Source organism: Pseudomonas sp. Z3-8 (genome assembly GCF_051131975.1).
Lineage (GTDB): Bacteria > Pseudomonadota > Gammaproteobacteria > Pseudomonadales > Pseudomonadaceae > Aquipseudomonas.
The window spans coordinates 3267336-3289553 of sequence record NZ_CP071643.1; the positions used below are offsets into that span (position 1 = coordinate 3267336).

19 protein-coding genes are annotated in these 22218 nt (G+C 63.0%); 9 read left to right on the top strand and 10 right to left on the bottom strand.

Annotated features, from left to right (window positions below; translation table 11 throughout):
• Positions 1–7 precede the first annotated feature (7 nt).
• Positions 8–1177: a p-hydroxyphenylacetate 3-hydroxylase oxygenase component gene (locus J3P94_RS14925; protein WP_434568565.1), complete on the bottom strand. Its 1170-nt coding sequence runs from the start codon at positions 1175–1177 to the stop codon at positions 8–10.
• A 312-nt stretch (positions 1178–1489) separates the two neighbouring features.
• Here J3P94_RS14925 and J3P94_RS14930 point away from each other — a divergent pair, with 312 nt between their 5' ends.
• The 6 genes from J3P94_RS14930 to J3P94_RS14955 all read left to right on the top strand — a co-directional run bounded on the left by J3P94_RS14930 (position 1490) and on the right by J3P94_RS14955 (position 6544).
• Positions 1490–2788 carry an NAD(P)/FAD-dependent oxidoreductase gene (locus J3P94_RS14930; RefSeq protein ID WP_434568566.1) on the top strand — a complete coding sequence of 433 codons (1299 nt, stop codon included), beginning with the start codon at positions 1490–1492 and terminating at the stop codon, positions 2786–2788.
• Between the two features lie 167 nt (positions 2789–2955).
• Positions 2956–3321, top strand: a complete 366-nt coding sequence (locus J3P94_RS14935) for a cupin domain-containing protein (protein ID WP_434568567.1) — start codon at positions 2956–2958, stop codon at positions 3319–3321.
• Between the two features lie 51 nt (positions 3322–3372).
• Positions 3373–4029, top strand: coding sequence for a helix-turn-helix transcriptional regulator (locus tag J3P94_RS14940; RefSeq protein WP_434568568.1), 657 nt, complete (start codon positions 3373–3375; stop codon positions 4027–4029).
• 140 nt (positions 4030–4169) lie between these two features.
• Positions 4170–4991, top strand: a complete 822-nt coding sequence (locus J3P94_RS14945) for a molybdenum cofactor biosynthesis F family protein (protein WP_434568569.1) — start codon at positions 4170–4172, stop codon at positions 4989–4991.
• The gene (locus J3P94_RS14950) at positions 4984–5784 is read left to right on the top strand and encodes an SDR family NAD(P)-dependent oxidoreductase (RefSeq protein WP_434568570.1); all 801 of its coding nucleotides are present in this window, start codon (positions 4984–4986) and stop codon (positions 5782–5784) included. The genes J3P94_RS14945 and J3P94_RS14950 overlap by 8 nt, the downstream gene beginning before the upstream one ends.
• Entirely contained in the window at positions 5777–6544 is a 768-nt protein-coding gene (locus tag J3P94_RS14955) for an SDR family oxidoreductase (RefSeq protein ID WP_434568571.1), read from the top strand. The genes J3P94_RS14950 and J3P94_RS14955 overlap by 8 nt, the downstream gene beginning before the upstream one ends.
• A gap of 201 nt (positions 6545–6745) precedes the next feature.
• On the opposite strand, the gene feaR is transcribed toward J3P94_RS14955, so the two are convergent.
• From feaR to J3P94_RS14970, 3 genes are all read right to left on the bottom strand, one after another.
• Complete coding sequence (gene feaR, locus J3P94_RS14960) at positions 6746–7708, bottom strand: transcriptional regulator FeaR (protein ID WP_434568572.1); 963 nt, start codon at positions 7706–7708, stop codon at positions 6746–6748.
• A gap of 121 nt (positions 7709–7829) precedes the next feature.
• Positions 7830–8450 carry a DUF3156 family protein gene (locus J3P94_RS14965; protein WP_434568573.1) on the bottom strand — a complete coding sequence of 207 codons (621 nt, stop codon included), beginning with the start codon at positions 8448–8450 and terminating at the stop codon, positions 7830–7832.
• Positions 8395–9894: an APC family permease gene (locus tag J3P94_RS14970; RefSeq protein WP_434568574.1), complete on the bottom strand. Its 1500-nt coding sequence runs from the start codon at positions 9892–9894 to the stop codon at positions 8395–8397. The genes J3P94_RS14965 and J3P94_RS14970 overlap by 56 nt, the downstream gene beginning before the upstream one ends.
• Before the next feature lie 291 nt (positions 9895–10185).
• On the opposite strand from J3P94_RS14970, the gene J3P94_RS14975 reads away from it, so the two are divergent.
• Together J3P94_RS14975 and J3P94_RS14980 are read left to right on the top strand one after the other, a co-directional pair.
• The gene (locus tag J3P94_RS14975; protein ID WP_434568575.1) at positions 10186–11514 is read left to right on the top strand and encodes an alginate export family protein; all 1329 of its coding nucleotides are present in this window, start codon (positions 10186–10188) and stop codon (positions 11512–11514) included.
• A 117-nt stretch (positions 11515–11631) separates the two neighbouring features.
• Positions 11632–13119 carry an aldehyde dehydrogenase family protein gene (locus J3P94_RS14980; protein WP_434568576.1) on the top strand — a complete coding sequence of 496 codons (1488 nt, stop codon included), beginning with the start codon at positions 11632–11634 and terminating at the stop codon, positions 13117–13119.
• Positions 13120–13993: 874 nt separating this feature from the next.
• On the opposite strand, the gene J3P94_RS14985 is transcribed toward J3P94_RS14980, so the two are convergent.
• The 5 genes from J3P94_RS14985 to J3P94_RS15005 all read right to left on the bottom strand — a co-directional run bounded on the left by J3P94_RS14985 (position 13994) and on the right by J3P94_RS15005 (position 19809).
• Positions 13994–15451: an amidase gene (locus J3P94_RS14985; RefSeq protein WP_434568577.1), complete on the bottom strand. Its 1458-nt coding sequence runs from the start codon at positions 15449–15451 to the stop codon at positions 13994–13996.
• Between the two features lie 17 nt (positions 15452–15468).
• Entirely contained in the window at positions 15469–16722 is a 1254-nt protein-coding gene (locus tag J3P94_RS14990; protein ID WP_434568578.1) for an MFS transporter, read from the bottom strand.
• A 10-nt stretch (positions 16723–16732) separates the two neighbouring features.
• Positions 16733–17665, bottom strand: a complete 933-nt coding sequence (locus tag J3P94_RS14995; RefSeq protein WP_434568579.1) for a SphA family protein — start codon at positions 17663–17665, stop codon at positions 16733–16735.
• A 71-nt stretch (positions 17666–17736) separates the two neighbouring features.
• Positions 17737–18708, bottom strand: coding sequence for a helix-turn-helix domain-containing protein (locus J3P94_RS15000; RefSeq protein ID WP_434568580.1), 972 nt, complete (start codon positions 18706–18708; stop codon positions 17737–17739).
• Positions 18709–18807: 99 nt separating this feature from the next.
• The gene (locus tag J3P94_RS15005) at positions 18808–19809 is read right to left on the bottom strand and encodes an ABC transporter substrate-binding protein (protein ID WP_434568581.1); all 1002 of its coding nucleotides are present in this window, start codon (positions 19807–19809) and stop codon (positions 18808–18810) included.
• Between the two features lie 209 nt (positions 19810–20018).
• On the opposite strand from J3P94_RS15005, the gene J3P94_RS15010 reads away from it, so the two are divergent.
• Positions 20019–21038: a GlxA family transcriptional regulator gene (locus J3P94_RS15010; protein WP_434568582.1), complete on the top strand. Its 1020-nt coding sequence runs from the start codon at positions 20019–20021 to the stop codon at positions 21036–21038.
• Positions 21039–21058: 20 nt separating this feature from the next.
• On the opposite strand, the gene J3P94_RS15015 is transcribed toward J3P94_RS15010, so the two are convergent.
• Complete coding sequence (locus J3P94_RS15015) at positions 21059–22000, bottom strand: LysR family transcriptional regulator (RefSeq protein WP_434568583.1); 942 nt, start codon at positions 21998–22000, stop codon at positions 21059–21061.
• Between the last annotated feature and the right edge of the window lie 218 nt (positions 22001–22218).

The following is a 22218-nucleotide window of genomic DNA, read 5'->3' on the forward strand; positions in this document are numbered from 1 at the left end:
CAGACGATCAGACCATGCTGGGATCGGGCTCAAGACCCATCAATTCCCGGCCCAGGATCTGCGCGCAGACGTCATAGTCGGTGTAGGCATGGGCGCCGGTCAGGTGCGCGTCGCGGAACAGCCGTTGCAGTTCATTGGTTTCGAACCACGCGCCGCCGCCCGCGGCTTCCATCAGGCGATCCACCGCCTGGATGCACATCCTGGTCGCATAACCCTGGTTGGTCCGCCAGAACGCCAGGGTCTCGCGGCTCGGGTATTGATGCCGCTCGCTGTGCTCGGCGTGGTCTTCCCAGGTTTTTTCGAGGAAAGCCCGAGCCGCGGCCACCTGGTGGGTGGACTCGGCCAGGCGCATCAGCGCTGGCGTGGCGGCGCCGACCGCAGCACCGGTGTAGGCCCGCACGCGGGTCCGGGTCTTCTCGCGAAAGACCTCCAGCATGCGTTCGGCGACGCCGAGGCTGACGGTAGAGAAGCCGCTGGCGAAATACGGACGATACGGCGCGTAGAAAATCTTGCTGTCGGGGTACAGGCCAAAGCCGCCGGACTTGCCTTCCATCATGTCCTTGGCTTTCTGGATCCGGTGTTCCGGCACAAAGGCGTTATTGATGATCAGGGTCTTGCTGCCGCTGCCGCGCATGCCAACCGCGTACCAGTCATCGCGGATCTCATAATCGCGGCGAGGCAACACCGCAAAGCAGTAATCCTGGGTGCCTTCGGCATTCTTTCGGCGGAAACCGACAATGGCCCATTCGGCGTGGTCGCAACCGCTGCTCCAGCCCATTTCGCCGCTGAACGTCACGCCGCCCTCGACTTCCTCGGTGCGGCCGAAAGGCGCGATGCTGCTGCTGGCGGTGGCGTCGGGGTCGTCACCCCAGACCTCCTCCTGGGTCTGGGCCGGAAACAATGCCAACTGATGACTGTGGGTGCACAACAGGCTCATGGCCCAGGCGGTGCTTGCGCACGCGCCGGCCAGCAGGGCGATGCAATCGGCGAACTGCGGCAGCGAGATTTCCATGCCGCCATATTTTTTCGGCTGGAACGCCCGGTGCATGCCTATGCTCTTGAGCAGGGCAATATTTTCGGCGGGAACGGTACGGTCCTTCTCGGCCTGGAAGGCGTTGGCGGCGATGAGCGGCAGGATTGGCTTGAGGTCTTCGAGCAGCGGGTTTGGCTTTTTCATGGACGGGCTCTTTTATTATCTGGCGTCTGCCGATCCCGCCCTTGCCCGCCGGCCAGGCGGTTGCACAAACAGCGGGATCAATGATTAAGGCCGGTCCAGTATGGGTTCACCGGAGCCGCTGAAAAATGCACCTTCCAGATCCAAGATTGTACTTTTCATGGTGCGCGATACCGCGATGGCGCGCTCGGTCAAATAACCGGCACGGATGATCAAGACAGCCGCCCCCGCCAGGCCCCTTAATAGAGCCATCCCTCGCAGCGCCTGGCTCAGGCCCTGCAAGCGGAGCTTTCCTTCACTTTGTCAGGTTGCGTCATGATCAATATCGAAACGCCCACCTATTACACGGCCACCAAGAAGTACAACCTCAGTTTTGCGACCCTGGAACAGGACGTGGAAGCCGACGTTGTGGTCATCGGTGGCGGTTTCTCCGGCATCAACACCGCGTTGGAGCTGGCGGAGAAAGGCATTACCAACATCGTGGTGCTGGAGGCGCGTTACCTGGGCTTCGGCGGCACCGGACGCAACGGCGGCCAGATCATGGCCGGCATTGGTCATGACCTGGAAAAAATCAAGAAGGACGTCGGTGAAGAGGGTCTGCGCCAGGTCTTCGAAATCAGCGACCTGGGCGCCGACATCATCAAGGACCGCATTGCCAAGTACGATATCGATGCGGACTTCTGCCATGGCTATGGCTACATGGGTTTCAACGCCCGCCAGGAAAAGACCCTGCGGGCTTGGGAAAAAGATTTCAAGTCGATCAACAGCAAGCACGAGATCCGCTTTCTCGGCGGCTCCGACGTCCAGCAGATCATTGGCTCCAACGCGTACGGCAGCGCATTGCTGCACATGGGCGGTGGGCATGTGCACTCGCTGAACCTGCTGTTGGGCGAAGCCAAGGCACTCGTCAGCCACGGCGTGCGGATCTTCGAGAACAGCCCGGCGCTGGAGGTCAGTTATGGCGAACGCATCACCGTGCGCACCGGCCGTGGCTCGGTCAGGGCCAGCAAGCTGTTGTGGGCCTGCGACAGCTTCCTGAACAAGCTGGAACCGGAGCTGCATCGCTCGACCATCAACACCTACGCGTTCCAGATGATGACCGAGCCGCTGTCGGATGAGCTGATCCAGCGCATCAGCCCGATTCGCGGCGCCTACAGCGACATCCGGCCGGTGATCGACTACTACCGCGTTACCAACGAGAACCGCCTGCTGTTCGGCGCGGCAACGCCGTTGGTCGAGCATATCCCGCAGGATCTGAAGGCGTGGAACCGGCGCCTGATGCTGAAGATTTTCCCTTACCTGAAGGATGTGAAGATCGACCTGGCCTGGGGCGGCCCCATGGCGTGCAGTCCGAACCTGTTCCCCCAGGTCGGCACCCTGCCCGGTCGCAGCAATGCGTTTTTCGTCCAGGGCTACTCGGGTTTTGGCGTCACGCCGAGCCACATCATCTGCAAGGTGCTGGCCGAAGGCATGAGCGAAGGCTCGGCGCGCTACGACCTGGTCAGCTCGATCAACCGTCCGACCATCATCGGCAAGGACGCGATCCGTCCGCTATTGCTGACCGCCGGCAAGTCCTGGCATCAGTTGTCGGGTTACTGGAATGGTCGTCGTTGACAACACCCTGATACAGCCACTGTGGGAGCGAGCCTGCTCGCGAAGACGGTACGACAGTCGACATTGATGTTGCCTGACTCAACGCTTTCGCGAGCAGGCTCGCTCCCACAGAGGGCACGCTTGACCCGGATTGAACTTACACCACGACCTTTATCAGGAGATATCCCATGCCGCTTACCACCCTCGAAAAAAACATCCAACTGTCCGACCTGGACGCCTGGGGCACCGTTGCCGACCTCGGTTCGCAGATTCTCGAAGGCGAAGTCAAAGCCTTCGGCAAGATGACCTTCGGTGCGCCCACCGACCCGGTCAGCAGCGCCTACTTCGGCACCACACAAGGCAAGTTCCGCATGGTCTATCCGTTCGCCGAACAGGCCACCGTGGTCACTGGCGAAGTGGTCCTCACCGACGAAGCCAGCGGCCAGAGCACCCGCTACAAGGCCGGCGACAGCTGGTTCGTGACCAAGGGCACGCCCGTCCTGTGGGAAGTGGTCAGCGAAAGTTTCGTGAAACACTACTTCGCGGTAGCCTGACCGATTCCGGCTGCCGGCCCCCGTCGGCAGCCTCCTGGCGGAGTCTGGAAAATGAATGTCATCGCTGCACAAGACATCCCAAGTCATTGCCTGAACGCCTTCACGCAACTCATTCCCGCCAGCCTGGCGGCGTTCTATCGCGTAGACCGGCATTTGCAAGCCTACGACTTCAGCTTGCACGGCATGAGTGGCGAGATGCACCAGGACTATCTCGACCATTACTGCGCGTTCGATCCGCTGCGCCCGCGAAACTGTCTCTCCAGTCCGAGCGTCGTCCCGCTGAGCCTGGCCATGGCCCGCCAACCGATCCGCGACAATCATCGCTACCAGCGTTTCCTGCAGCGCTATGGCGTGGTGGATGTCGTGGAAGTGTTCGTCCACCGCGCCGGCCAGCCGCAAGCGGCGATTTCAATGCTGCGCACCGCCGAACAAGGCGCGTTCACCGGCCAGCAATTGAGCCAGCTCAGCGCGCTGCAAACATTGCTGCACCTTGCGGTGGCCCAGTTGCCCTGCGCGGACGACGGTCTCAGCCAGCTGACGCCCAAGGAGCGGCAGATTGCGCTGATGCTGCGCGAGGGCGCCAGTAACAAACAACTGGCCCGAGCACTCGACATCGGCCTGCCGACGGTCAAGACCCACCTGATCAACCTGTTCCGCAAGACCGGCGTGAGCAATCGTACCGAGCTGGTCAGCAGCCTTTTCCTGTAACACCGAGCCTGTGGCACCGCCCCGTGGCGAGGGAGCAAGCTCCCTCGCCACAAGAGCTTTGCTCAACCCTTTGGTTGATAGGCCGACGCTCTGCCAGGCGCCATGATCCGAGTGGCACATTCAACCACCGGAGCCTTGCAATGAGTACTTCTTCAGACTGGATCACCGTCGGCGCCCTGGCCGATGGCTTTGCCCCCGAAGCCTTCATCCTGCCGAACCTCGCGGACCTGGACGGCAAGACCTTTACCCTGCACTTTGCCAATGGCTGGCAGATCGAACATCGCTTCGAACAGGACGCGCTGAGCTGGAAAGCAGCCGACGGGCATTCCACCGGCACCGCGCCGTATCGAGCCACTTCGGTGCGTCCGGGCCTGTACCTCGTCGATTTCATCAAGCGCGAAGATGGCCAGACGTGGTCGGTGAGCCTGGTGCTCGATACCGTCAGTGCTGCGTTCACCGCCGTGATCGGGCGCATGCCCGCCGAGGCGCAAACGCGCGAAGGCCTCTACAGTCGTGCATTGGCCGGCAAACCATTGACGTCGGTGGAAGTCGAGTTCCTCCACGGCACGCTGGATCGTCCATGGCAACCGGGCCTCTGCCCTCACGCACCGACGAGCGAACTGGTGGGGCTGCGCAACCTGTATCGCTACAGCCCGAGTGAAGTCTACGAACACATCTACCTCAACCAGCGGTTCTATTCCTGGCAGTGCCTCAAGGGCGTTGAACAAGGCCTGTGCGACACCGACCGCTGCGACACCTACAAGATTGCCGATCAGCTGTACCTGTTCGTCTGGCGGGAGAAGATCATCCCGACCCTGGGCCTGGTGCTGATCGACCTGCAGCAGCACCGCAGTGACGGCAAGATTTTCGGTTACGCCGGCGCATCCTTCGACGCGTTCTCGAACTTCCCGGTCAGCTCCTATTGCCAGGTGCTCAACCAGACGGAGTATCCCGATGCCTGAGCCAAGCACTGTGGTGATCACGGGTGCCGGCACCGGCATCGGTGCCGCTTGCGCCCGCCTGTACGCCGCCGAGGGCGCCAACCTGGTGCTGATCGGCCGGCGCCGCGAGCCGCTGGAGCAACTGTCAGAGGAAATCGGCGGCCTGGTGCTGGTGGGCGACGCCGCGTGCCCGGCAACGTGGGACGGTTTCGTCGCACAGATACGCCAACGCTTTGGCCGACTTGACGTGCTGCTGGCTTGCGCCGGCGGGCTGGGCCAGGGCAGCGCCACCGGCACCAGCCCGTCGGCATGGGAAGCGGCGCTACGCAGCAACCTGGACAGCGCCTTTTACAGCGCTCGTGCCTGCCTGCCGCTGCTGATGGAGAGCGCCGGCAATATCGTGTTCGTCGCCTCCATCGCCTCCCTGGCAGCCGGACCGCAGGTCTGCGGCTACACCACCGCCAAACATGCGCTGCTCGGCCTCAATCGCTCGCTGGCGCGGGACTACGGACCACGCGGTGTGCGCGTCAACGCGGTTTGCCCTGGTTGGGTACGCACGCCGATGGCCGACGAAGAGATGCAGGCCTTGATGCAGTTCCACGGTGAGAATCTGCAACAGGCCTATGCCCGGGTCTGCGCCGATGTGCCATTGGGCAGGCCCGCCAGCGCCGAGGAAATCGCCCGGGTCTGTCGTTTCCTGGCCTCGGCGGATGCTTCGATCATCACCGGCGCGACGCTGGTGGCCGATGGCGGATCCAGCATCGTCGATGTGCCGACACTAGCCTTCAGCCGAATGGAGCAAGCAAATGCCTGATGATCTGCATTTCTCCGGCAAGACAGTGCTGGTGACCGGCGGCGCGCAAGGCATCGGCCGGGCCATCGTCGAAGGGTTTGCCTGGCGTGGGGCGCGAGTGGTCATTGCCGACCTGGACCTGGCGGGGGCCGAGGCTGTATCCAGCGACCTGCGCGCCAGCGGTTACCCGGTGGATGCCATGGGCGCCGACCTGGCCGACGCCACGGCCATTACGCAAATGATCGCCGAGCTGGAACAACGCACCGGCAGGCTGGATGTGCTGGTGCACAACGCCGGCTATTTCCCCCTGACGCCCTTCGCCGAAATCACGCCAGCGGTGCTGGAGCGAACGCTGGCGGTGAATCTGTCAGCGTTGTTCTGGCTGACCCAGGCCGCACTGCCGATGTTCCGTCGCCAGGGTCAGGGCTGCGTGCTGGTGACCTCTTCGGTGACCGGCCCGCGCGTAGCCTACCCGGGCCTCAGCCACTATGCGGCGTCCAAGGCCGGGGTCAACGGCTTCATCCGCAATGCGGCGCTGGAGCTGGCGGCGGAAAATATCCGCGTCAATGGCGTCGAACCGGGGATGATTGCAACAGCGGCCATGGCCAACCTGGGGGACGCCCAAGTCAACCACGACATCGCCCGCCGAGTACCGCTGGGGCGACTCGGCAAACCGTCGGACATCGCCGGAGCCATGCTGTTCCTGGCCTCGGACTTGGCCGCCTACGTCACCGGCCAGACCCTGATCGTCGATGGCGGCTCAACCTTGCCGGAGGTTTGAGCCCTGTTCGCGATAGCGGTGGGTCAGCTGGCATCGTTGCCGAATCAACCGCCGCCTTCGCGAGCAGGCTCGCTCCCACACTGTTTTGTGTCGTTCACCTGATCCGGGGTCCACCCGCTCCCACACTGTTTTGTGCTGATCACCAGATCCAGAGCCAACCCAGTCAACTGTGGGAGCGAGCCTGCTCGCGAAGGCGGTGGGTCAGGCCACCCCTTGCGCCTGCTGCAACTGGCTGGAGCGGAACGCCTTGGGCGACTGTTCGAATTGTTTCTTGAACGAACGGCTGAAGTGCGCCGAATCGGTGAAGCCCCATTTGTAGGCAATCGAGGTGATCGACTCGTCCCGCAAGAAAGGATTGGCCAAGTCATCGGCGCTGCGCTTGAGGCGGGCGCGCTGGATGTAGCGGCACACGCTGTCATCCTGCTCTTCGAACAAGCGGTACAGGTGTCGCACCGAGATGTTCAAGCGATTGGCCAGGCCGACCGGGCTGAGACCGGGTTGGGTCAGGCATTCATCAATGACTTTCTGTACGTAGCTGCGCAGATGACTGCCTTGCAATCCGACGCTGTCGCCGCACAGGTCGGTTTCATGCTCCAGCGCCGATCCCAACAGCGAGACAAAGGCGTTTTGCAGGGCTTCGCCCTCCCCGGCGCTGCTTTCGCCGTCCGGGGTGTCCTTGCAGAGCTGGTCCACCAATACATGCAGCATTCTTCCGCAAGCCTTGCTTGAAGAAATCTTGCCGAAGGTTTTGCTGTCCCCGCCCAGTCGCCTGGCGACGTCGCGCCGAGATAACGACAACACGGCATGCTCGATCAGGCCGAACGGGCTGATTTCAAGGGAGCCCACCGAATCCATCAGCAACAGCTCGCCGGGAGCCAGCTGGATACTCGTGCCATTTTGGGTGATACGCGAATAACCGCTGCGCTGGCTGACCAGGAAACAGTCCTGGTCATTATCGTGATCCGGTTTGCATAGCTGGCGCCTGATGGAACCGGCATTGGTGCGCAGGTTGGCGAGTGAGAGGCCGCCGCGCTGAAAGGTCGACACTTCGCCAATGAACAACGCGCGATTGAAGGCCAGCTCCGTCTCGAAATGGCCGCATGTCGCACGCAGGTCCCGATTCCAGGTGTCCAGCCCGCCTTGCCCAGCCTGTTGCATGCTCATGGCGCTCTCCACAATGGCTTATTGTTTTTGTGCGGCAATAGTTAACATGTTATCTAAATGCACGCAACAAGTACCTGATCGCCAGAGCAGTAGCAGGAATGATGCCAGGCAAAACGAAAACTCAGAATGTCGAGAGTACCCTCCGCAGCCCACCCAGCGTTGCGAACAAGGCCTCGCGCTGCAATGGGCTCAGCGCGATGTAGCGGCGGAACGCGGGCATCCGGTTGACCACCTCGCTGCCGCCCACATGCTCCAGTCGCACAGACCATTGCCGGCCTTGCAATTCGATGTCCAGGCGCTTGAAGTCCAGCGGCATCAGGGCGGCGTAAAGCGCACGATCACCTTCGATGGCCGTCCGCAGCCGAACCGACAACGCGTCATCTCCCTTCAACTGGCGGCAACGAATGCCGCTGCGCCGAATGGCTCCGCCGTGGTGCAATTGCAGGCGCGCGTTGCCCTCTCTCGACGCAGGCACGTGCAACACGAACTCGGTCGTTACCACGTGCATCAACAACTGCGACTCGGTGCGTTCGACGATCTCCAGTTGCAGGCCGCCATCGTCGGTGACCACCGTCGCCGCCCCCGGCATCGACACCTCAAACCGCGCCAGTGCGAGGTTGCGTCGCAAATGCTCCAGCGTTACCCCGGGTCGATAACCGGCCGGGGCGCGACGGGCGCTAAACAGCTCAGACAGCTTTTGCAGCAGGCTCGATAAACTCGCCGACAGGTTGCCCTGGCTCATGGGAAAACTCCTTGGCCAGCACGTCTTCGACGGTCGCCGGCTTGAATGGATTGACCTTCTGCACCACCAGGGTCCAGAACAGGGCGTAGGCCGCGGTACCGCCAAGCATCACGGCGAAGGGCACATAAATGTCCGCCGGATTCATGCCCGGCGGCGTGATGAACCACATGCCCAGGACGATGCCGACGCTGGACAGGATCTGTGGCAGCGGGAAAAACGGCGAGCGGTAGGCCCGGGGCAGATCGGGACGGCGGACGCGCAGGCTGATCACCGAAATCGTCACCAGCAGATAGGCAAAACTCCAGGCGCACACCGCCGCCAGTACCAGATGCATGATGTTATCGGTGTTGCCGCCGAGCCACAGCGCATGCAGGCAAGGGATCAGCATCGCCACCAGGATGCACAGCAACGGCGTCTTGAAACGGGGATGCAGGTAAGTGAAGACCTTGGGCAGCGCGCCATCCACCGCCATGCCGTAGAGAATGCGCGGTACGCCGGCCATCAGCGTATTGATGGTCGCGGCGCCGGCAAACAGGAAGCCGATCCCCAGCCACATCGGCCCGATGTCGCCCATCACCTGCTCGGCGAAGCGCGGAATTGCCATGGGCGTGTCCAGCAGGTGCACGCCGCTGGTGGCATCGAGCAGCACGTTTTCCACCTGGCGCTTCATCGCCGCGCCATAGATGAACATGCAGGCCGCGACGCTGAACAGGCCCAGCATCATCGCTCTCGGCATGGTCCTGGCTGACTGGCGCAGGTCCGGCGCCAGTGGCGTGACGAATTCGCACCCGACGAACATGAACATTGCCATGCCCACCAGCGACAGCACCGTGACCAGGTCGGTCCCGACCACGGACGCGCCGAACCAGCCCTCAAGTTCTACCGCTGGCGCGGCGATCAGCCCCAACACGCCGAACACCATCAGGGTCGTCCACATGCCGAAGGTCAGGATGATTTCGGCCCGGCCAAAAGCACTGACGCCGAATGCATTGAGTACACCAAACACCACCACGAAACCCACGCCCAGCAGCCAGGAACCGCCGGCCGATTCGACCAGGGTATTGAGGTGTTCGAAATTCACCAGGGCCATGACCCCGGCCAGGATGGTTTCCGCCGTTCCGGCAAAGACATGGACGATCAGGTACGCCGACAAAGTGCCGGTAATCGCGAAGAAGCGCCCCATGCCGCAGTTGATGTAATCGTAGACCGAGCCGGTGGTCGGCAAGATCGATGCGGCTTCGGCGAACGTCGTCGCCTGGGCCAGCATCATCACCACCGCGATCAGCATCGCCATGGCGAAGGCGCTGCCACCGATGCCGAACCCCATGGTGGCGGTCAGGATGACCGGGCTGGCCATGATCAGGCCAATGGTGCTGGCCAACGCAGTGGGAAAACCCACCGTACCCCGGTTCAGATGCTCGGTGAGCCTGTCATTGATCGACATGGTGCGGATCCTCGAAAAACGGACTTTTAGTATGGTTGCTACCGCCGTCCGGGCACCGGCGTTCAAGCCTTCCCCAGCCAGTCCCTGATTAAAACGGCGTTGCGTGCAGGATCACTGTGCGCCGCCTCGCCCCGAGCGTCTTGCCCATGCCTGCCGCCGGTCTTGTAGCTGCCTGCCACTGCCACAGCCATGGCGGCCAGGATCAATACCTTGGCAGGCTGGTGAAAGACTTCGCAGCCCAGGCTCTCCCTAATGCGCGCTCCGCTGTTCTATCGCACTGGGGGAAACACCATGCAGCACACTCGTCAATCACGCCTGCCACGCCAGGCCATCGGCCTGGGCATCGCCTTGCTGGCGGCAGGCTCATCGGCCCAGGCCTTCGAGCTTTATGCCGACGATGACACCACCGTCACCGGCAACTTCCTCGCGGTCTACGGCCTGTTCAACAGCCGCAAGAACTACGACGGCAGCGCCGGCGGTTCGAGCTGGCGCGAAGGTTTCATCAAGTATGGCCTGAGTATCGAGCAGACACTCGACGGCCGCGCAAACCTCTACGGGACCGCCAACCTGGTCAGCTCCGGCACCTGGGGCGATGGCGATGCGGCGGGCCTGAGCGACGGTTCCGAACGCACCACGAAATTCGACGAGGCCTTCGCCGGTTGGCGCTCCGGCGATCTGTTCCCGCTGTTGGGCAAGGATGGTGTCGACCTGTCCTTCGGTCGCCAGGTGATTACCCTTGGCGACGGTTTCATCATCAACGACGACGGCCTGAACGTCGGCAAGGGCGTGGCCGATGGCGAACTCAATCGCGGCGGCGCCTATTACCTCGCCGCCCGGCACGCCTTCGACAAGACCGCGGTGCTGCGCCTGGGCGGCAAGGACGGCGTGTATGGGAGCCTGTTGTGGTTCAAGTCCGACAATCGCGCCCAAGCCAACACCGAGATGGCCGCCGGCATCTTGGAATACACCGCAGCACCCGGCACCCTCGGGCTGACCTACATCCATGGCATCGATGTGGATGAGCACTACGCCAGTGACTTGCAGAAACAACGCGACGGCATGGACATCTACAGCCTGCGCGGCGCGGGCGATGCCGGTATCGAAAACGCGCACTTCTCCTTCGAATACGCCTGGCAAGACAAGGACGCCGGTCCTCAGAAAGCCTGGTACACCGAAGCCGGTTATACCTTCACCGAGCTACCCTGGAGCCCCGACCTGACCTATCGCTACAGCCGTTATTCGAAAAACTGGGACTCGATGTTCACCGGCACGAACCGAGGTTATGGCACCTGGTTCCAAGGCGAAGTGGCGGGCAATTACGCCGGCCCGTTCAACAGCAACACGGCCATCCAGCACGTCGGCCTCAAGCTCAAGCCAACCGAGACCGTGACGATCGGCGCATTGTTTTTCGACTACAAGACCTTGCACACCGCTCAAGCGCTGAACCTCGACGGTCGTGAGCTGGACCTGTACGTCGAATGGGCAGCCAGTGAGCACCTGATCATCACGCCGCTGCTGGGCCTGTACAAGCCAGAGAAAGACGCCAGCAACGGAGGCAATCAGGTGGGTGGCAACGGCACCAATGTCTACAGCCAGTTGGTGGTGGCGGTTCCGTTCTGAGCATCAGCCCCGGAATTGGCAGCCACAGACATGCGACGCGGCAGGCACGGTCAAGCCCGCCCGGCCTCCCAAGGGTTAGTCTCGGGGCTTTCCCTTGCCTGCGAACAGGAACTTCCCATGAGCGATATTGCCCTGCTGCCCGAGGTCCAAGCCTTCCTTGGCCGACACCACGCGCTGTTCATCGACGGTGCTTATGTCGAAAGCCAGAGCCGACAGACGCTGGACGTGATCAACCCGGCCACGGGCCAGGTCATCGCCCAGGTCTGTGACGCCGTTCCTGGCGATATCGATGCGGCGGTCGAGTCGTCCCGGCGCGGTTTCAAGCAGTGGTCCCAGGCCGCCCCGGCGGTCCGCGGGCATGTATTGCTGAAACTGGCGGACCTGATGGAGCAACACCGCGAGGAGCTGGCACAGATCGAAACCTGCCAATCCGGCAAGATCATCCATATCTCCCGCGCCTTCGAAGTCGACCAGGCTACGCACTTCTTGCGTTACTACGCCGGCTGGGCGACCAAGATCAGCGGCCAGACCATCACCCCGTCGCTGCCCTCCTTCGCCGGCGAACGCTACACGGCGTTCACCCTGCGCGAACCGGTGGGCGTGGTGGTCGGCATCGTGCCGTGGAATTTTTCGACGATGATCGCCATCTGGAAACTCGCCTCGGCCTTGGTGACCGGTTGCAGCATTATCATCAAGCCCAGCGAGTTCACTCCCCTGACTATCCTGCGCATCGCTGAACTGGCCATGGAGGCCGGTCTGCCGGCGGGCGCGTTGAACGTGGTGACGGGCGGCGGCCTGGTGGGCAAGGGCTTGATCGAGCATCCAGGCACCAACAAGGTGTCGTTCACCGGCTCGGTGCCTACCGGCATCGCCGTGGGCCAGGCGGCGATGGGCGCCGGACTGACCCGGACGACACTGGAACTGGGTGGCAAGAATGCTGCGGGATTCCTGCCAGATGTGGATCCCGAGGTGGCGGTCAATGGCATCATCGAGGCGGGTTTCCTGCACTCCGGGCAGATTTGCGCGGCGGCCGAGCGGTTCTTTGTCCACCGCTCGCAGATCGAACCGATCATGCGCAAGCTCGCCGAACGCCTGAGTCAGCTCAGCATCGGCTCGCCGCTGGATGAAGCCACGCAATTCGGTCCGGTGACCAACCGTCAGCATCAGCAGAAACTCGGCGAGTATTTCGCCAGGGCGCGGGCACAGAACAACAGGATTGTTCATGGTGGCAAGCTGATCGACAGGCCTGGCTGCTATGTCGAGCCGACCATCATCCTCGCCAACCATCGAGATGATGCGCTGCTCAATGAAGAAACCTTCGGCCCGATCGCCACCTTCCTGCCCTACGACACCGAGGAGGAACTGCTCGACCTGATGAACGACTCGCCCTACGGGCTGAGCGCCAGCCTTTGGACCAACGACCTGGGCAAGGCCCTGCGCATGGTGCCCGCCATTGAAGCCGGCACCGTCTGGGTGAACATGCACACCCTGCTCGACCCCGCCGTGCCATTCGGCGGGAGCAAGTCTTCGGGTATCGGCAGGGAGTTCGGCAGCGCGTTCATCGATGACTACACAGAGCTGAAGTCGGTAATGATTCGGTATTGAGCTCCGGTTGCACTGATTCCCCCATGCTCGCTGCTCAGAAGCCCTGTGGGAGCGAGCCTGCTCGCGAAAGCGGACGTTCAGTCAACAAATGATGTCGAACCTGAAAACGCCATCGCGAGCAAGCTCGCTCCCACACAGGTTCCGCTGTGCCCCCACCATCCCCGCCCGACACTCACCACCTGTGGGAGCGAGCCTGCTCGCGAAAGCGGACTGTCAGTCAATAAATGATGTCGAACCTGACGACGCCATCGCGAGCAAGCTCGCTCCCACACAGGTTCCGCTGTGCCCCCACCATCCCCGCCCGACACTCGCCACCTGTGGGAGCGAGCTTGCTCGCGATAGCGGACGTTCAGTCAAAGAGGATATTGAACCTGACAACGCCTTCGCGAGCAGGCTCGCTCCCACACAGGTTCCGCCGCGCCGCCACCATCCCCGCCCGACACTCATCACCTGTGGGAGCGAGCCTGCTCGCGAAAGCGGACGTTCAGTCAACAAATGATGTCAAACCTGACAACGCCATCGCGAGCAAGCTCGCTCCCACACAGGCTCCGCCACGCCGCCACCATCCCCGCCCGACACTCATCACCTGTGGGAGCGAGCTTGCTCGCGATAGCGGACGTTCAGTCAAAGAGGATATTGAACCTGACAACGCCTTCGCGAGCAGGCTCGCTCCCACACAGGTTCCGCCGCGCCGCCACCATCCCCGCCCGACACTCATCACCTGTGGGAGCGAGCCTGCTCGCGATAGCGGACTGTCAGTCAATAAATGATGTCAAACCTGACAACGCCATCGCGAGCAAGCTCGCTCCCACACAGGTTCCGCTGTGCCCCCACCATCCCCGCCCAGCTTCCACATGAGGTGTGGGTGCAGTTTTCATCCGCGGTGAGCATTGACCGGCGGTACACGCCCGCGCCATGGCTGGGCGCGTTCCAGTTGGGCGGCCAGGGCCAGCAAGGTGCTTTCTTCGCCGAACCGCCCGGCAAAATGCGCGCCCAGCGGCAGGCCGTTCGCGCTCCAGGACAACGGTACCGACATCGCCGGCTGGCCGCTGGCATTGAACAGCGCGGTGAACGGCGAATAGCTGTGGAATCGTTCGATGAGCTGCTCAAGGCTCATGCAGACGTCTTGCAGGTCCAACTCGCCAATCGGTACCGGTTCGCGGCTCAGGACCGGGCTGAGGATCACGTCGTAATTCTCCATGAACAACGCTAGCCCGCGACCGAGGGCATGGATCCACTCCACCGCGCCCGCGTATTGGGCGCCACTGACGTTGCCCTTGTCGCGCAGGATGATCCGGGTGCGCACTTCCAGTTCCTCCGCCTGCACCGCGGCCCCGCGCATCTGGCCGAGCAGGTCGACGTAATGGCGGGTACTCGCACCAATGATGGTGAAGACCTGATCAAGAAACTCCGGCAACACCACCGGCAAGCTCACCGGTTCGACGCGATGGCCCAAGGTTTCACACAACCTGGCGACCTCGCCCACCGCCTGTAGGCTTTGCGCGGAGGTGCCCCAGGGGCCGAATTGCTCGACCAGGGCAATGCGCAACGGCTTCGGATCGCGCTGCAGCGCCGTCACGTAAGGCTGCGCCTGAAGCGGCGCGGCATACGGCGCGCCCGGATCAATCCCGACGGTGGAATCCAGCAACGCAGCGCTGTCGCGCACCGACAGGGTGATTGCATGGGGCGTGCCCATCCCTGCCCAGCCTTCGCCGATCATCGGCCCCGACGGCAGCAATCCGCGGCTGGGCTTGAAGCCGAACACCCCGCAGCACGACGCCGGCACCCGCAACGAACCGCCGCCATCGTTGCCGTGGGCGAACGGCACGACCCGGGCCGCCACCAATGCGGCCGCGCCGCCGCTGGAGCCGCCGGCGCTGCGCTCGGTATTCCACGGGTTGCGCGTGGCGCCGAAGCGCGCCGATTCGGTGGAGTAAGACGTGCCGAACTCAGGCGACGTGCTGGTCCCCAACACCTGGCATCCGGCATTTCTCAGGCGCGTCACCACTTCCGATTCAAAATCCGCGCGGCAGGCGCCCAGCGAGCGGGAGCCGTTGGTCATCGCCGCGCCCTGGACCGGCGAAAACAGATCCTTGATCAAGGTTGGAACGCCGGCAAACAGGCCCTGCCCGGCCTGAGGCGCACGCGCCGCCTCCCGGGCCGAATCGTAAAGCCGTTCCGCCACGGCGTTAAGCTGCGGTTCGACCCGTTCCAGGCGCTCGATAGCCGTCTCCAGCAGCTCGCCGGGCTGGACCTCACCGCGCCTGACCCACTCGGCCAGGGCGGTACCGTCTTCGCTGTCCATCAATTGGTGGATGTCTTGCAGACTCATGGTTTCAGATTCCTTGTTCATGACGATTGACGAGATCCGGCGACGTCCGCCTGTCGATGGCCGCGCGTGCGTAAACCGACCGCCACCCAGAGCAGTGCCGCCGCGAGACTGGCGAAGGCCAGCCATTGGATGGACTGACGAAGGTCACCGGCAAAGGCACCGACGAATGCCACCACCAACGGACTGATGAACTGGCCGATGTAGAGAAACGAGGTGAACCCGCCCAGGCCTCGGCCACGGGTGGTGGCGGTCAGCGCATTCATCACCGGCGCCATCACGTTGGGCACCAGCAACCCGGCGCCTAACCCCTGGACAAACACCGCCAACAGCACCGCGTTGTAGCTTTGCGCGCGCACCAGCAAGCACAGCCCGAGGCCCATCAGGGCGAGCAACAGCGCGTTGCAACCGGCAATGCCCAAGCGTCGGCGCAGCAACGGCCACGTCAACGAGCCAACGAGTGTCGCCAACAGGCTCAACCCCGCCGCCAGGCCGATCAGAGTGCTGGAGGTCACGCCCAGGCCGACCAACAGCGTGGGGGCCTGGATCGGCATGACGAAGGTCAGGACCATGCCGCTCACGATCATCAGGTAGCCCACCACCAGCTGCAGCAACGCGACTTTGCCCGGCGCCGATTCATCGGGGCGCGCGTCGACCGTCCGCAGCTTGGCCACCGGCGGCTCCCAGAGGATTTTCATCATGGCCGGCACCAGCAACAACGGCAGCAGGTACAGCAGGAACGGCGAGCGCCACGAATGTTCCCCGAGGGCCCCGCCGACGACGAAGAACAGCGCCCCCACCAGGCCGATGGTCACCACTTGCCGGTTGACGTAGCGCAAGCGTTCCTCGCCGTGCCAATAGTCGGCAATCAAGGTCGCGCAACAGGTCATGACCGCCGCCTCGGCACAGCCAAACAGCAAGCGCGCGCCGACAATCGCCGGCAGGTTGTCGAGCATTGCCGGCAACGCGCCGAGCAAGGCGTAGAGCAATGTCGCCAGCACCAGCAAGGCCTTGCGTCCGACCCGGTCGGCCAACCAGCCGGCCAGGGGCGCGCAAAGGGCAATTGCCAGGGCCGGCCCGGTGATCGCCAGCGGCACCAGTAAATCGGCGCGAGGCTCGATGGGGCCGAACTCGGCGGCCAGCCGAGGAAGAATCGGCGTGACCATTACCGAGCCCATGATGGTCAGGCTGCTGCCGAGCATCAGCACCAACCCTTCGCGCCGGCCAACTGCCTGACGCGGCGACGCCGTTGAAATGGAATTTGATGAGTTCATGACGTCCCCTTCAGAAACTGTGAGAAATGCGCAGGGCCGTGGTGTAGCCCTCGGCGCGGTTTCGCGCGTCGAATTCCTTGTAGACGTGCAGCCAGACCGGCGGCACGCCCGGTTTGAAATAGCCCACCGCCGGCCCCGCCGCGATAACCCGCGCGCGATTGCCTGCCTCAAGCCCCGGAGCATCGTCGTCTGTGAACTGGCGGTAGTAGTAGCCGCCCACACCCAGCGTCCAGGGGCCGACATGCTGGCCAACGGCGAATTCATGGCGATACTCGACGCCGCTTTTGTAGTCGGTGGCGGGGTTGCGGGTGTTCACGTCGACTTCGAAACTGGAGGACACCTCGAAGCCGGTGTCGGAGATATAGGTCGCGTTGAGGATCGGCGAGAATGTCCAGTGGTTCAGGCCCGGCGAGATCAGGCGGTCCTCGTCGTAGTCGCCGGTCGGTGCCTGGATCTGGAACTGGGCATTGACGAACAGGTTCGGCGACAGCGTCCATTGCAGGATCACCGGCAGCACCTGGATATCCGCCAGGCGAAACGGATCGGCTTCAAGGTCCAGCGGACCGACCGGCGTCTGCACCCGTACCGAAGCGTCCATCTTGAAGAACGGCACCACCGCGCCATAACCGTACTGGGCGCCAAGCACGGTGTAATCGGTCATGTGCATGTAAGCCACGCCGAAGGACAGCACGTCGAGGGAAAGATTGTTGTCGCGGGAATTGCCGTGGCGATCTTTCTGCACGTTGGCCGAATAGAACGCCGTACGCAGCCCGACCGTGCCGAAGGGCGTGGCCGGCGGCATCATGCCAGCGCCGAAATCGTAGACCCCCACCGCGGTGGTCGGCGCGCCACTTTCAGTGGCATTGGCCATGGCGCAGGCGCCGATCAGCCCCACGGTGATCCACGCATTACGTTGCAGGTTTTTCTTTTTGTTCTGATTCATCGAATGCCCCGTCCCAACCATGTGGTGATGGGGTCATCCTAGGGAGCCGGTCCGCCAGCCGTTATCCGTTTTCAGCACAGATGCGTGCGCCGCAGGGTTTGTGAAGGGGTTTCGCCGAACAGGGTCCGATAGTCGCTGGAGAAACGGCTCAGGTGCCAGAAGCCCCAGCGTGCCGCCACCTCCTGCACGCCCCGCGCCTGGTCGCCAGCGCGCAGCTCCCGGCGCACGGCATTGAGGCGCAGCGCCCTTAAATAGGCCACCGGGTTGATGCCCAGGGTTTCCTGGAAGCAGTACTGCAATTTACGCCGGCTGGCGCCAATGTGGTTGCACAGGTCGAGGATCGACAGCGGCTCGTCGACATGGGCCAGGGCATATTCCCGGGCCCGGTCGACCATGCGCTTGCGGGCCGTCGGGGTCAGCGGCGGCGCCTGGTCGGGCGCCACCAGCTCCAGCAGGTGCAGCATCACCGTATCGCGCATGCCACGGCGGATCGACTCGAAGCCCAACAATGACTCATGCCCCTGGCCGCCCCCTTCGAGTTCGTCGAAGAGCACCGCCAGCTCAGCGGGCAAGGTCGAATCGCCGAGACGGTAACACTTGGGAAGATCGGTAATTCGAAAGTCGCTGCCCTGGCGCTCCAGCAGGTGCTCCAGGGCCTGCTCCTTGACGGCAACGCCGAGCAGGTCCAAGTGCTGGGGAGTACGCAGGTCGGGCAGGTTGCGGCCATGGGCGACCATCAGGCTCGGCTCGACAATCGGGTGCCCGCAGCAGAATACCGGCCCGTCAGCGCGCAACGGTACGCTGAAGGTAATCGCGCCCTCCCACGCCATGCCGCGCTTGGTCATGGCCTGATTAGAGCGGTCGCGCACCAGTTGCATCCAATCTGCACGGAACTCGATCAACTCGCCTTCGAAGCGTCCAGGCGTCAGTTGGTCGTAGCTCACCTGCCAGCCGCCCATGTTCCGCGCGTGCTCGTCGATGTCGCCGGTGCGGAACCGATTGATCGGCCGCGTCGGCAACCCGTCCGCCATGTCGTCGTTCATTCACCCGACCTTCGCTGATTCCAGGGTTATGGATCGAAGATCAGGCAAGTTCCATTCCGTCTCCCGGGTGACTCGCTCGATTGTGCCGAAAACGGCTAGTCAGCTGCCTGCGCCGCCGTGGGCTTCTTCAAAGAAGTAGTCCTTCCAGCTGTCGGCCTTGTTCTTCAACACACCCAGCTCATGCAGTTTGTCGGCGTAGATATAGGTGCGTTGCGGGACCACGGTGAAATCGATTTCCGGGTCGCTGACGATCTTCTCCACCAGGGGCAATGGCAGCTTGGATTGCTCTACCCGGATATACGTCTGGGCGGCGGCAGGTTTGTCGGCCTTGATGATGTTCTGGGCTTCAACTAGCGCGGCGTAGAACGCCTTGTAGGTCTTCGGGTTTTCGTCGTGGAATTTCTCCGTGGTGTAAAGCACGTTGAACGTGGCCGGCCCCCCGAGCACGTCATAGGAGCTGAGGACTTTATGCACGTTGGGGTTCTGCAACGCCTGGTACTGGAACGGCGGGCTGGAAAAGTGCGAATTGATTTCCGACTTGCCCGCGATCAACGCGGCCGTTGCGTCCGGGTGCGGGAGGCTGACCGAGATGTCGTCGAATTTCTTGTAGCGCTCGTTGCCGAACACCTTGGCCGTCTCGATCTGCAATGTGCGCGACTGGAAGCCGACACCCGCCGCCGGGACCGCGATCCGGTCCTTGTCGGTGAAGTCCTTGAGCGTCTTGATCTCGGGGTTGTTGGTCAACAGGTAGTTGGGCATCGAGCCCAGCGAGGCGATGGCCTTGACGTTCTGCTTGCCCCGGGTCCGATCCCAGATCGTCAGCATTGGCGGCACCCCGGCCGACACCACGTCGAGGGCGCCGGTGAGCAACGCTTCGTTCATGGCGGTGGCGCCGGAGATGCTGTTCCAGTCCACTTTGATATCCAGGCCCTGGGCCCTGCCATGTTTCTCGATGAGCTGCTGGTCACGCACGACGTCCAGGATCAGATAACCAATGCCGAATTGCTGGGCGATGCTGATCTTGCCTTCGGCATGGGCCAGCGGCCCGACCAGCAGGCTCGCCGCCAGGGAAAGAAAAAGTACGGGACGCTTGAACGCCATGGCCGTGGCCTCTTATGGATAAATTCAGGCGCCGACTTTAAAGCTATAAAAAATAAAATTTAAATACCTGTATCGCATAACTTTAGCACCTGAGGATTCAACGCGGCCGACTTGACATTGTCCGGGCGGAGGATTAATCACCCAGGGACACCGAGGCGCAGCCGCTGCCCCCTCCGAACCCGCCCATTCTTGAAACGAGCCGCGCGACCATGAACGAGATGACCTGTGACATCCGCGTTGCCGCCGAGTCCGTATCCCAACCGCGCGCGCTGGTATTCCTCGCCTATCCGCAGATGGGCCTGCTCGACCTGACCGGCGCCCAGACGGTGTTCTGGGCGGCCACCAAAGCCATGACCGAACGTGGCCTGCCCGGCTACCGGATGCACACCGCCAGCCTTGAAGGCGGCCTGATGCAGACCGCCGAAGGGCTGGTGGTGCAAACCTGCGCCCTGGGCGAGTTCGACAATGCCGTCATCGACACGCTGATCGTGCCTGGCGCGCCGAACATCCGTCAGGCGATGATCGACTGCGTCGAGCTGGTGGACTGGCTGCGCGCGGCCTCGACCAAGGCCCGCCGCACTGCTTCGGTGTGCAGCGGGACCTTCCTCATGGCCCAGGCCGGCTTGCTCGACGGCCGCCGCGCCGCCACGCATTGGGCCATGTGCGAAATGCTCAAGAGTGGCTTCCCCTTGGTCGAAGTGGACCTCGACGCGATTTTTATCCAGCAGGACAGCGTCTGGACCTCGGCGGGCGTCAGCGCCGGCATCGACATGGCCCTGGCCTTGGTGGAAGCCGATTGTGGTCGCGATGTCGCGCTGCAAGTGGCCCGGGAACTGGTGGTGTTTCTCAAGCGCCCCGGGGGGCAGGCGCAGTTCAGCCAGTTGCTGCTGGCACAGACCCAGGACAGCGCCGGATTCGATGAACTGCACGCCTGGCTCGCCGAGCACCTGGATGAGGCCGACCTGAGCATCGAACGCCTGGCCCGGCAAGCGCGCATGAGCCCGCGCAACTTCGCCCGGGTCTACAAGCGCCAGACCGGACGCACCCCGGCCAAGGCCGTCGAGATGTTCCGGCTCGAAGCGGCCAGACGACTGCTGGAGGACTCCGAGCGCAACATCGATCAGATTGCCCGTTCGTGCGGTTTCGGCGACGAGGAACGGATGCGCTACACCTTCCAACGCCACCTCTCGATTTCGCCACGGGACTATCGCAACCGGTTCTCCCGCTGAGCTTGAACCGCGCTGTCGCGTCAGGCTACGCGCCTGGCTTGAGCCTGTGCTTCGGCCTGCTCACCGATGAACGCACAGCAGCGTGAACGGAGCCAGCGTTCTCCCGGGTCATTATGGGAAGTCCCTCGCCAGACCATCGACAGCTCGCGCTCGGGCAACCGGAGCGGCGCCGGTTCCGCGCGCAAGCCGGTCGTTTGGGCCATTGCCCGAGCGACGTAGTCGGGCACGATGGCGATCATCTCGCTGCGCGCTAACAACACCGGCAAGGCGCTGAATTGCGGCACGCTCAGGACCACACGCCGTTGCCGCTCCATCTGGCTCAGGGCCCGATCGGAATCATCGATGACATGTCCCATGGATGAAACCACCGCATGCGGGCGGCGGCAAAACTCATCCAATGTCAGCTCGCCCGGACGCGAATCGGCGCGCAGCAACATCGGCCGGATCGGACGCAGCGCCTTGCGCCGGGCATTGGCCGGAAGCTCCAGGGTATGGCTGATACCGATGGTAATTTCGCCGCTCGCAAGCAGTTGGCACATCTGCCATTGATCGGCCCGGCGCACCACCAGAGTCGTGCCCGGCGCCTCGATACGCAGTCGGTGCAGCAGGTCTGGCAGCAGCGCGTATTCGACGTCATCGGACAGGCCGATGTGGAACGTCGCGTCGCTGGTGGCGGGATCGAACGCCTGGCAGCGGCTCAAGGCAGCCGCGATGCCATCCAGCGCCGGCGACAGGTTGGAAAAGATTTCCTGCGCCCGGGAGGTCGGTTCCATCACCCGGCCCGCGCGGATGAACAAGGGGTCGTCGAACATCAGGCGCAACCGCGCCAGGGCCGCGCTGACGGTCGGTTGGCCAAGAAACAGCTTCTCGCTGACACGGGTGACATTTCGCTCATGCATCATGGTTTCGAAGACAACCAGCAGATTGATGTCAGCACGACGCAGGTCATTTCTGTTCATCATGGTAGCCATTCCAGGCGCAGGGCCAATGAGGCGGGAAAGAAACGTCGTGCCTGGGCCGCTTTGCGCGGCTCGACAGCGACGGCGTGCCTGGAAGGTTATGCCACGGCCCATCCGGCGTCTGTCGTACGGGAGGACGCTGCGTTGATGCTTTGGGTCCACCGATTGATACCTGGGTATACAGGACGAGTGCCAGGGTCTGGCAGGATTTCAGGGTTTTA

Coding starts and splice junctions, on each gene's coding strand:
- J3P94_RS14925 (WP_434568565.1), bottom strand. CDS start 1,177: ATGAAAAAGCCAAACCCGCTGCTCGAAGACCTCAAGCCAATCCTGCCG.
- J3P94_RS14930 (WP_434568566.1), top strand. CDS start 1,490: ATGATCAATATCGAAACGCCCACCTATTACACGGCCACCAAGAAGTAC.
- J3P94_RS14935 (WP_434568567.1), top strand. CDS start 2,956: ATGCCGCTTACCACCCTCGAAAAAAACATCCAACTGTCCGACCTGGAC.
- J3P94_RS14940 (WP_434568568.1), top strand. CDS start 3,373: ATGAATGTCATCGCTGCACAAGACATCCCAAGTCATTGCCTGAACGCC.
- J3P94_RS14945 (WP_434568569.1), top strand. CDS start 4,170: ATGAGTACTTCTTCAGACTGGATCACCGTCGGCGCCCTGGCCGATGGC.
- J3P94_RS14950 (WP_434568570.1), top strand. CDS start 4,984: ATGCCTGAGCCAAGCACTGTGGTGATCACGGGTGCCGGCACCGGCATC.
- J3P94_RS14955 (WP_434568571.1), top strand. CDS start 5,777: ATGCCTGATGATCTGCATTTCTCCGGCAAGACAGTGCTGGTGACCGGC.
- feaR (WP_434568572.1), bottom strand. CDS start 7,708: ATGAGCATGCAACAGGCTGGGCAAGGCGGGCTGGACACCTGGAATCGG.
- J3P94_RS14965 (WP_434568573.1), bottom strand. CDS start 8,450: ATGAGCCAGGGCAACCTGTCGGCGAGTTTATCGAGCCTGCTGCAAAAG.
- J3P94_RS14970 (WP_434568574.1), bottom strand. CDS start 9,894: ATGTCGATCAATGACAGGCTCACCGAGCATCTGAACCGGGGTACGGTG.
- J3P94_RS14975 (WP_434568575.1), top strand. CDS start 10,186: ATGCAGCACACTCGTCAATCACGCCTGCCACGCCAGGCCATCGGCCTG.
- J3P94_RS14980 (WP_434568576.1), top strand. CDS start 11,632: ATGAGCGATATTGCCCTGCTGCCCGAGGTCCAAGCCTTCCTTGGCCGA.
- J3P94_RS14985 (WP_434568577.1), bottom strand. CDS start 15,451: ATGAGTCTGCAAGACATCCACCAATTGATGGACAGCGAAGACGGTACC.
- J3P94_RS14990 (WP_434568578.1), bottom strand. CDS start 16,722: ATGAACTCATCAAATTCCATTTCAACGGCGTCGCCGCGTCAGGCAGTT.
- J3P94_RS14995 (WP_434568579.1), bottom strand. CDS start 17,665: ATGAATCAGAACAAAAAGAAAAACCTGCAACGTAATGCGTGGATCACC.
- J3P94_RS15000 (WP_434568580.1), bottom strand. CDS start 18,708: ATGAACGACGACATGGCGGACGGGTTGCCGACGCGGCCGATCAATCGG.
- J3P94_RS15005 (WP_434568581.1), bottom strand. CDS start 19,809: ATGGCGTTCAAGCGTCCCGTACTTTTTCTTTCCCTGGCGGCGAGCCTG.
- J3P94_RS15010 (WP_434568582.1), top strand. CDS start 20,019: ATGAACGAGATGACCTGTGACATCCGCGTTGCCGCCGAGTCCGTATCC.
- J3P94_RS15015 (WP_434568583.1), bottom strand. CDS start 22,000: ATGATGAACAGAAATGACCTGCGTCGTGCTGACATCAATCTGCTGGTT.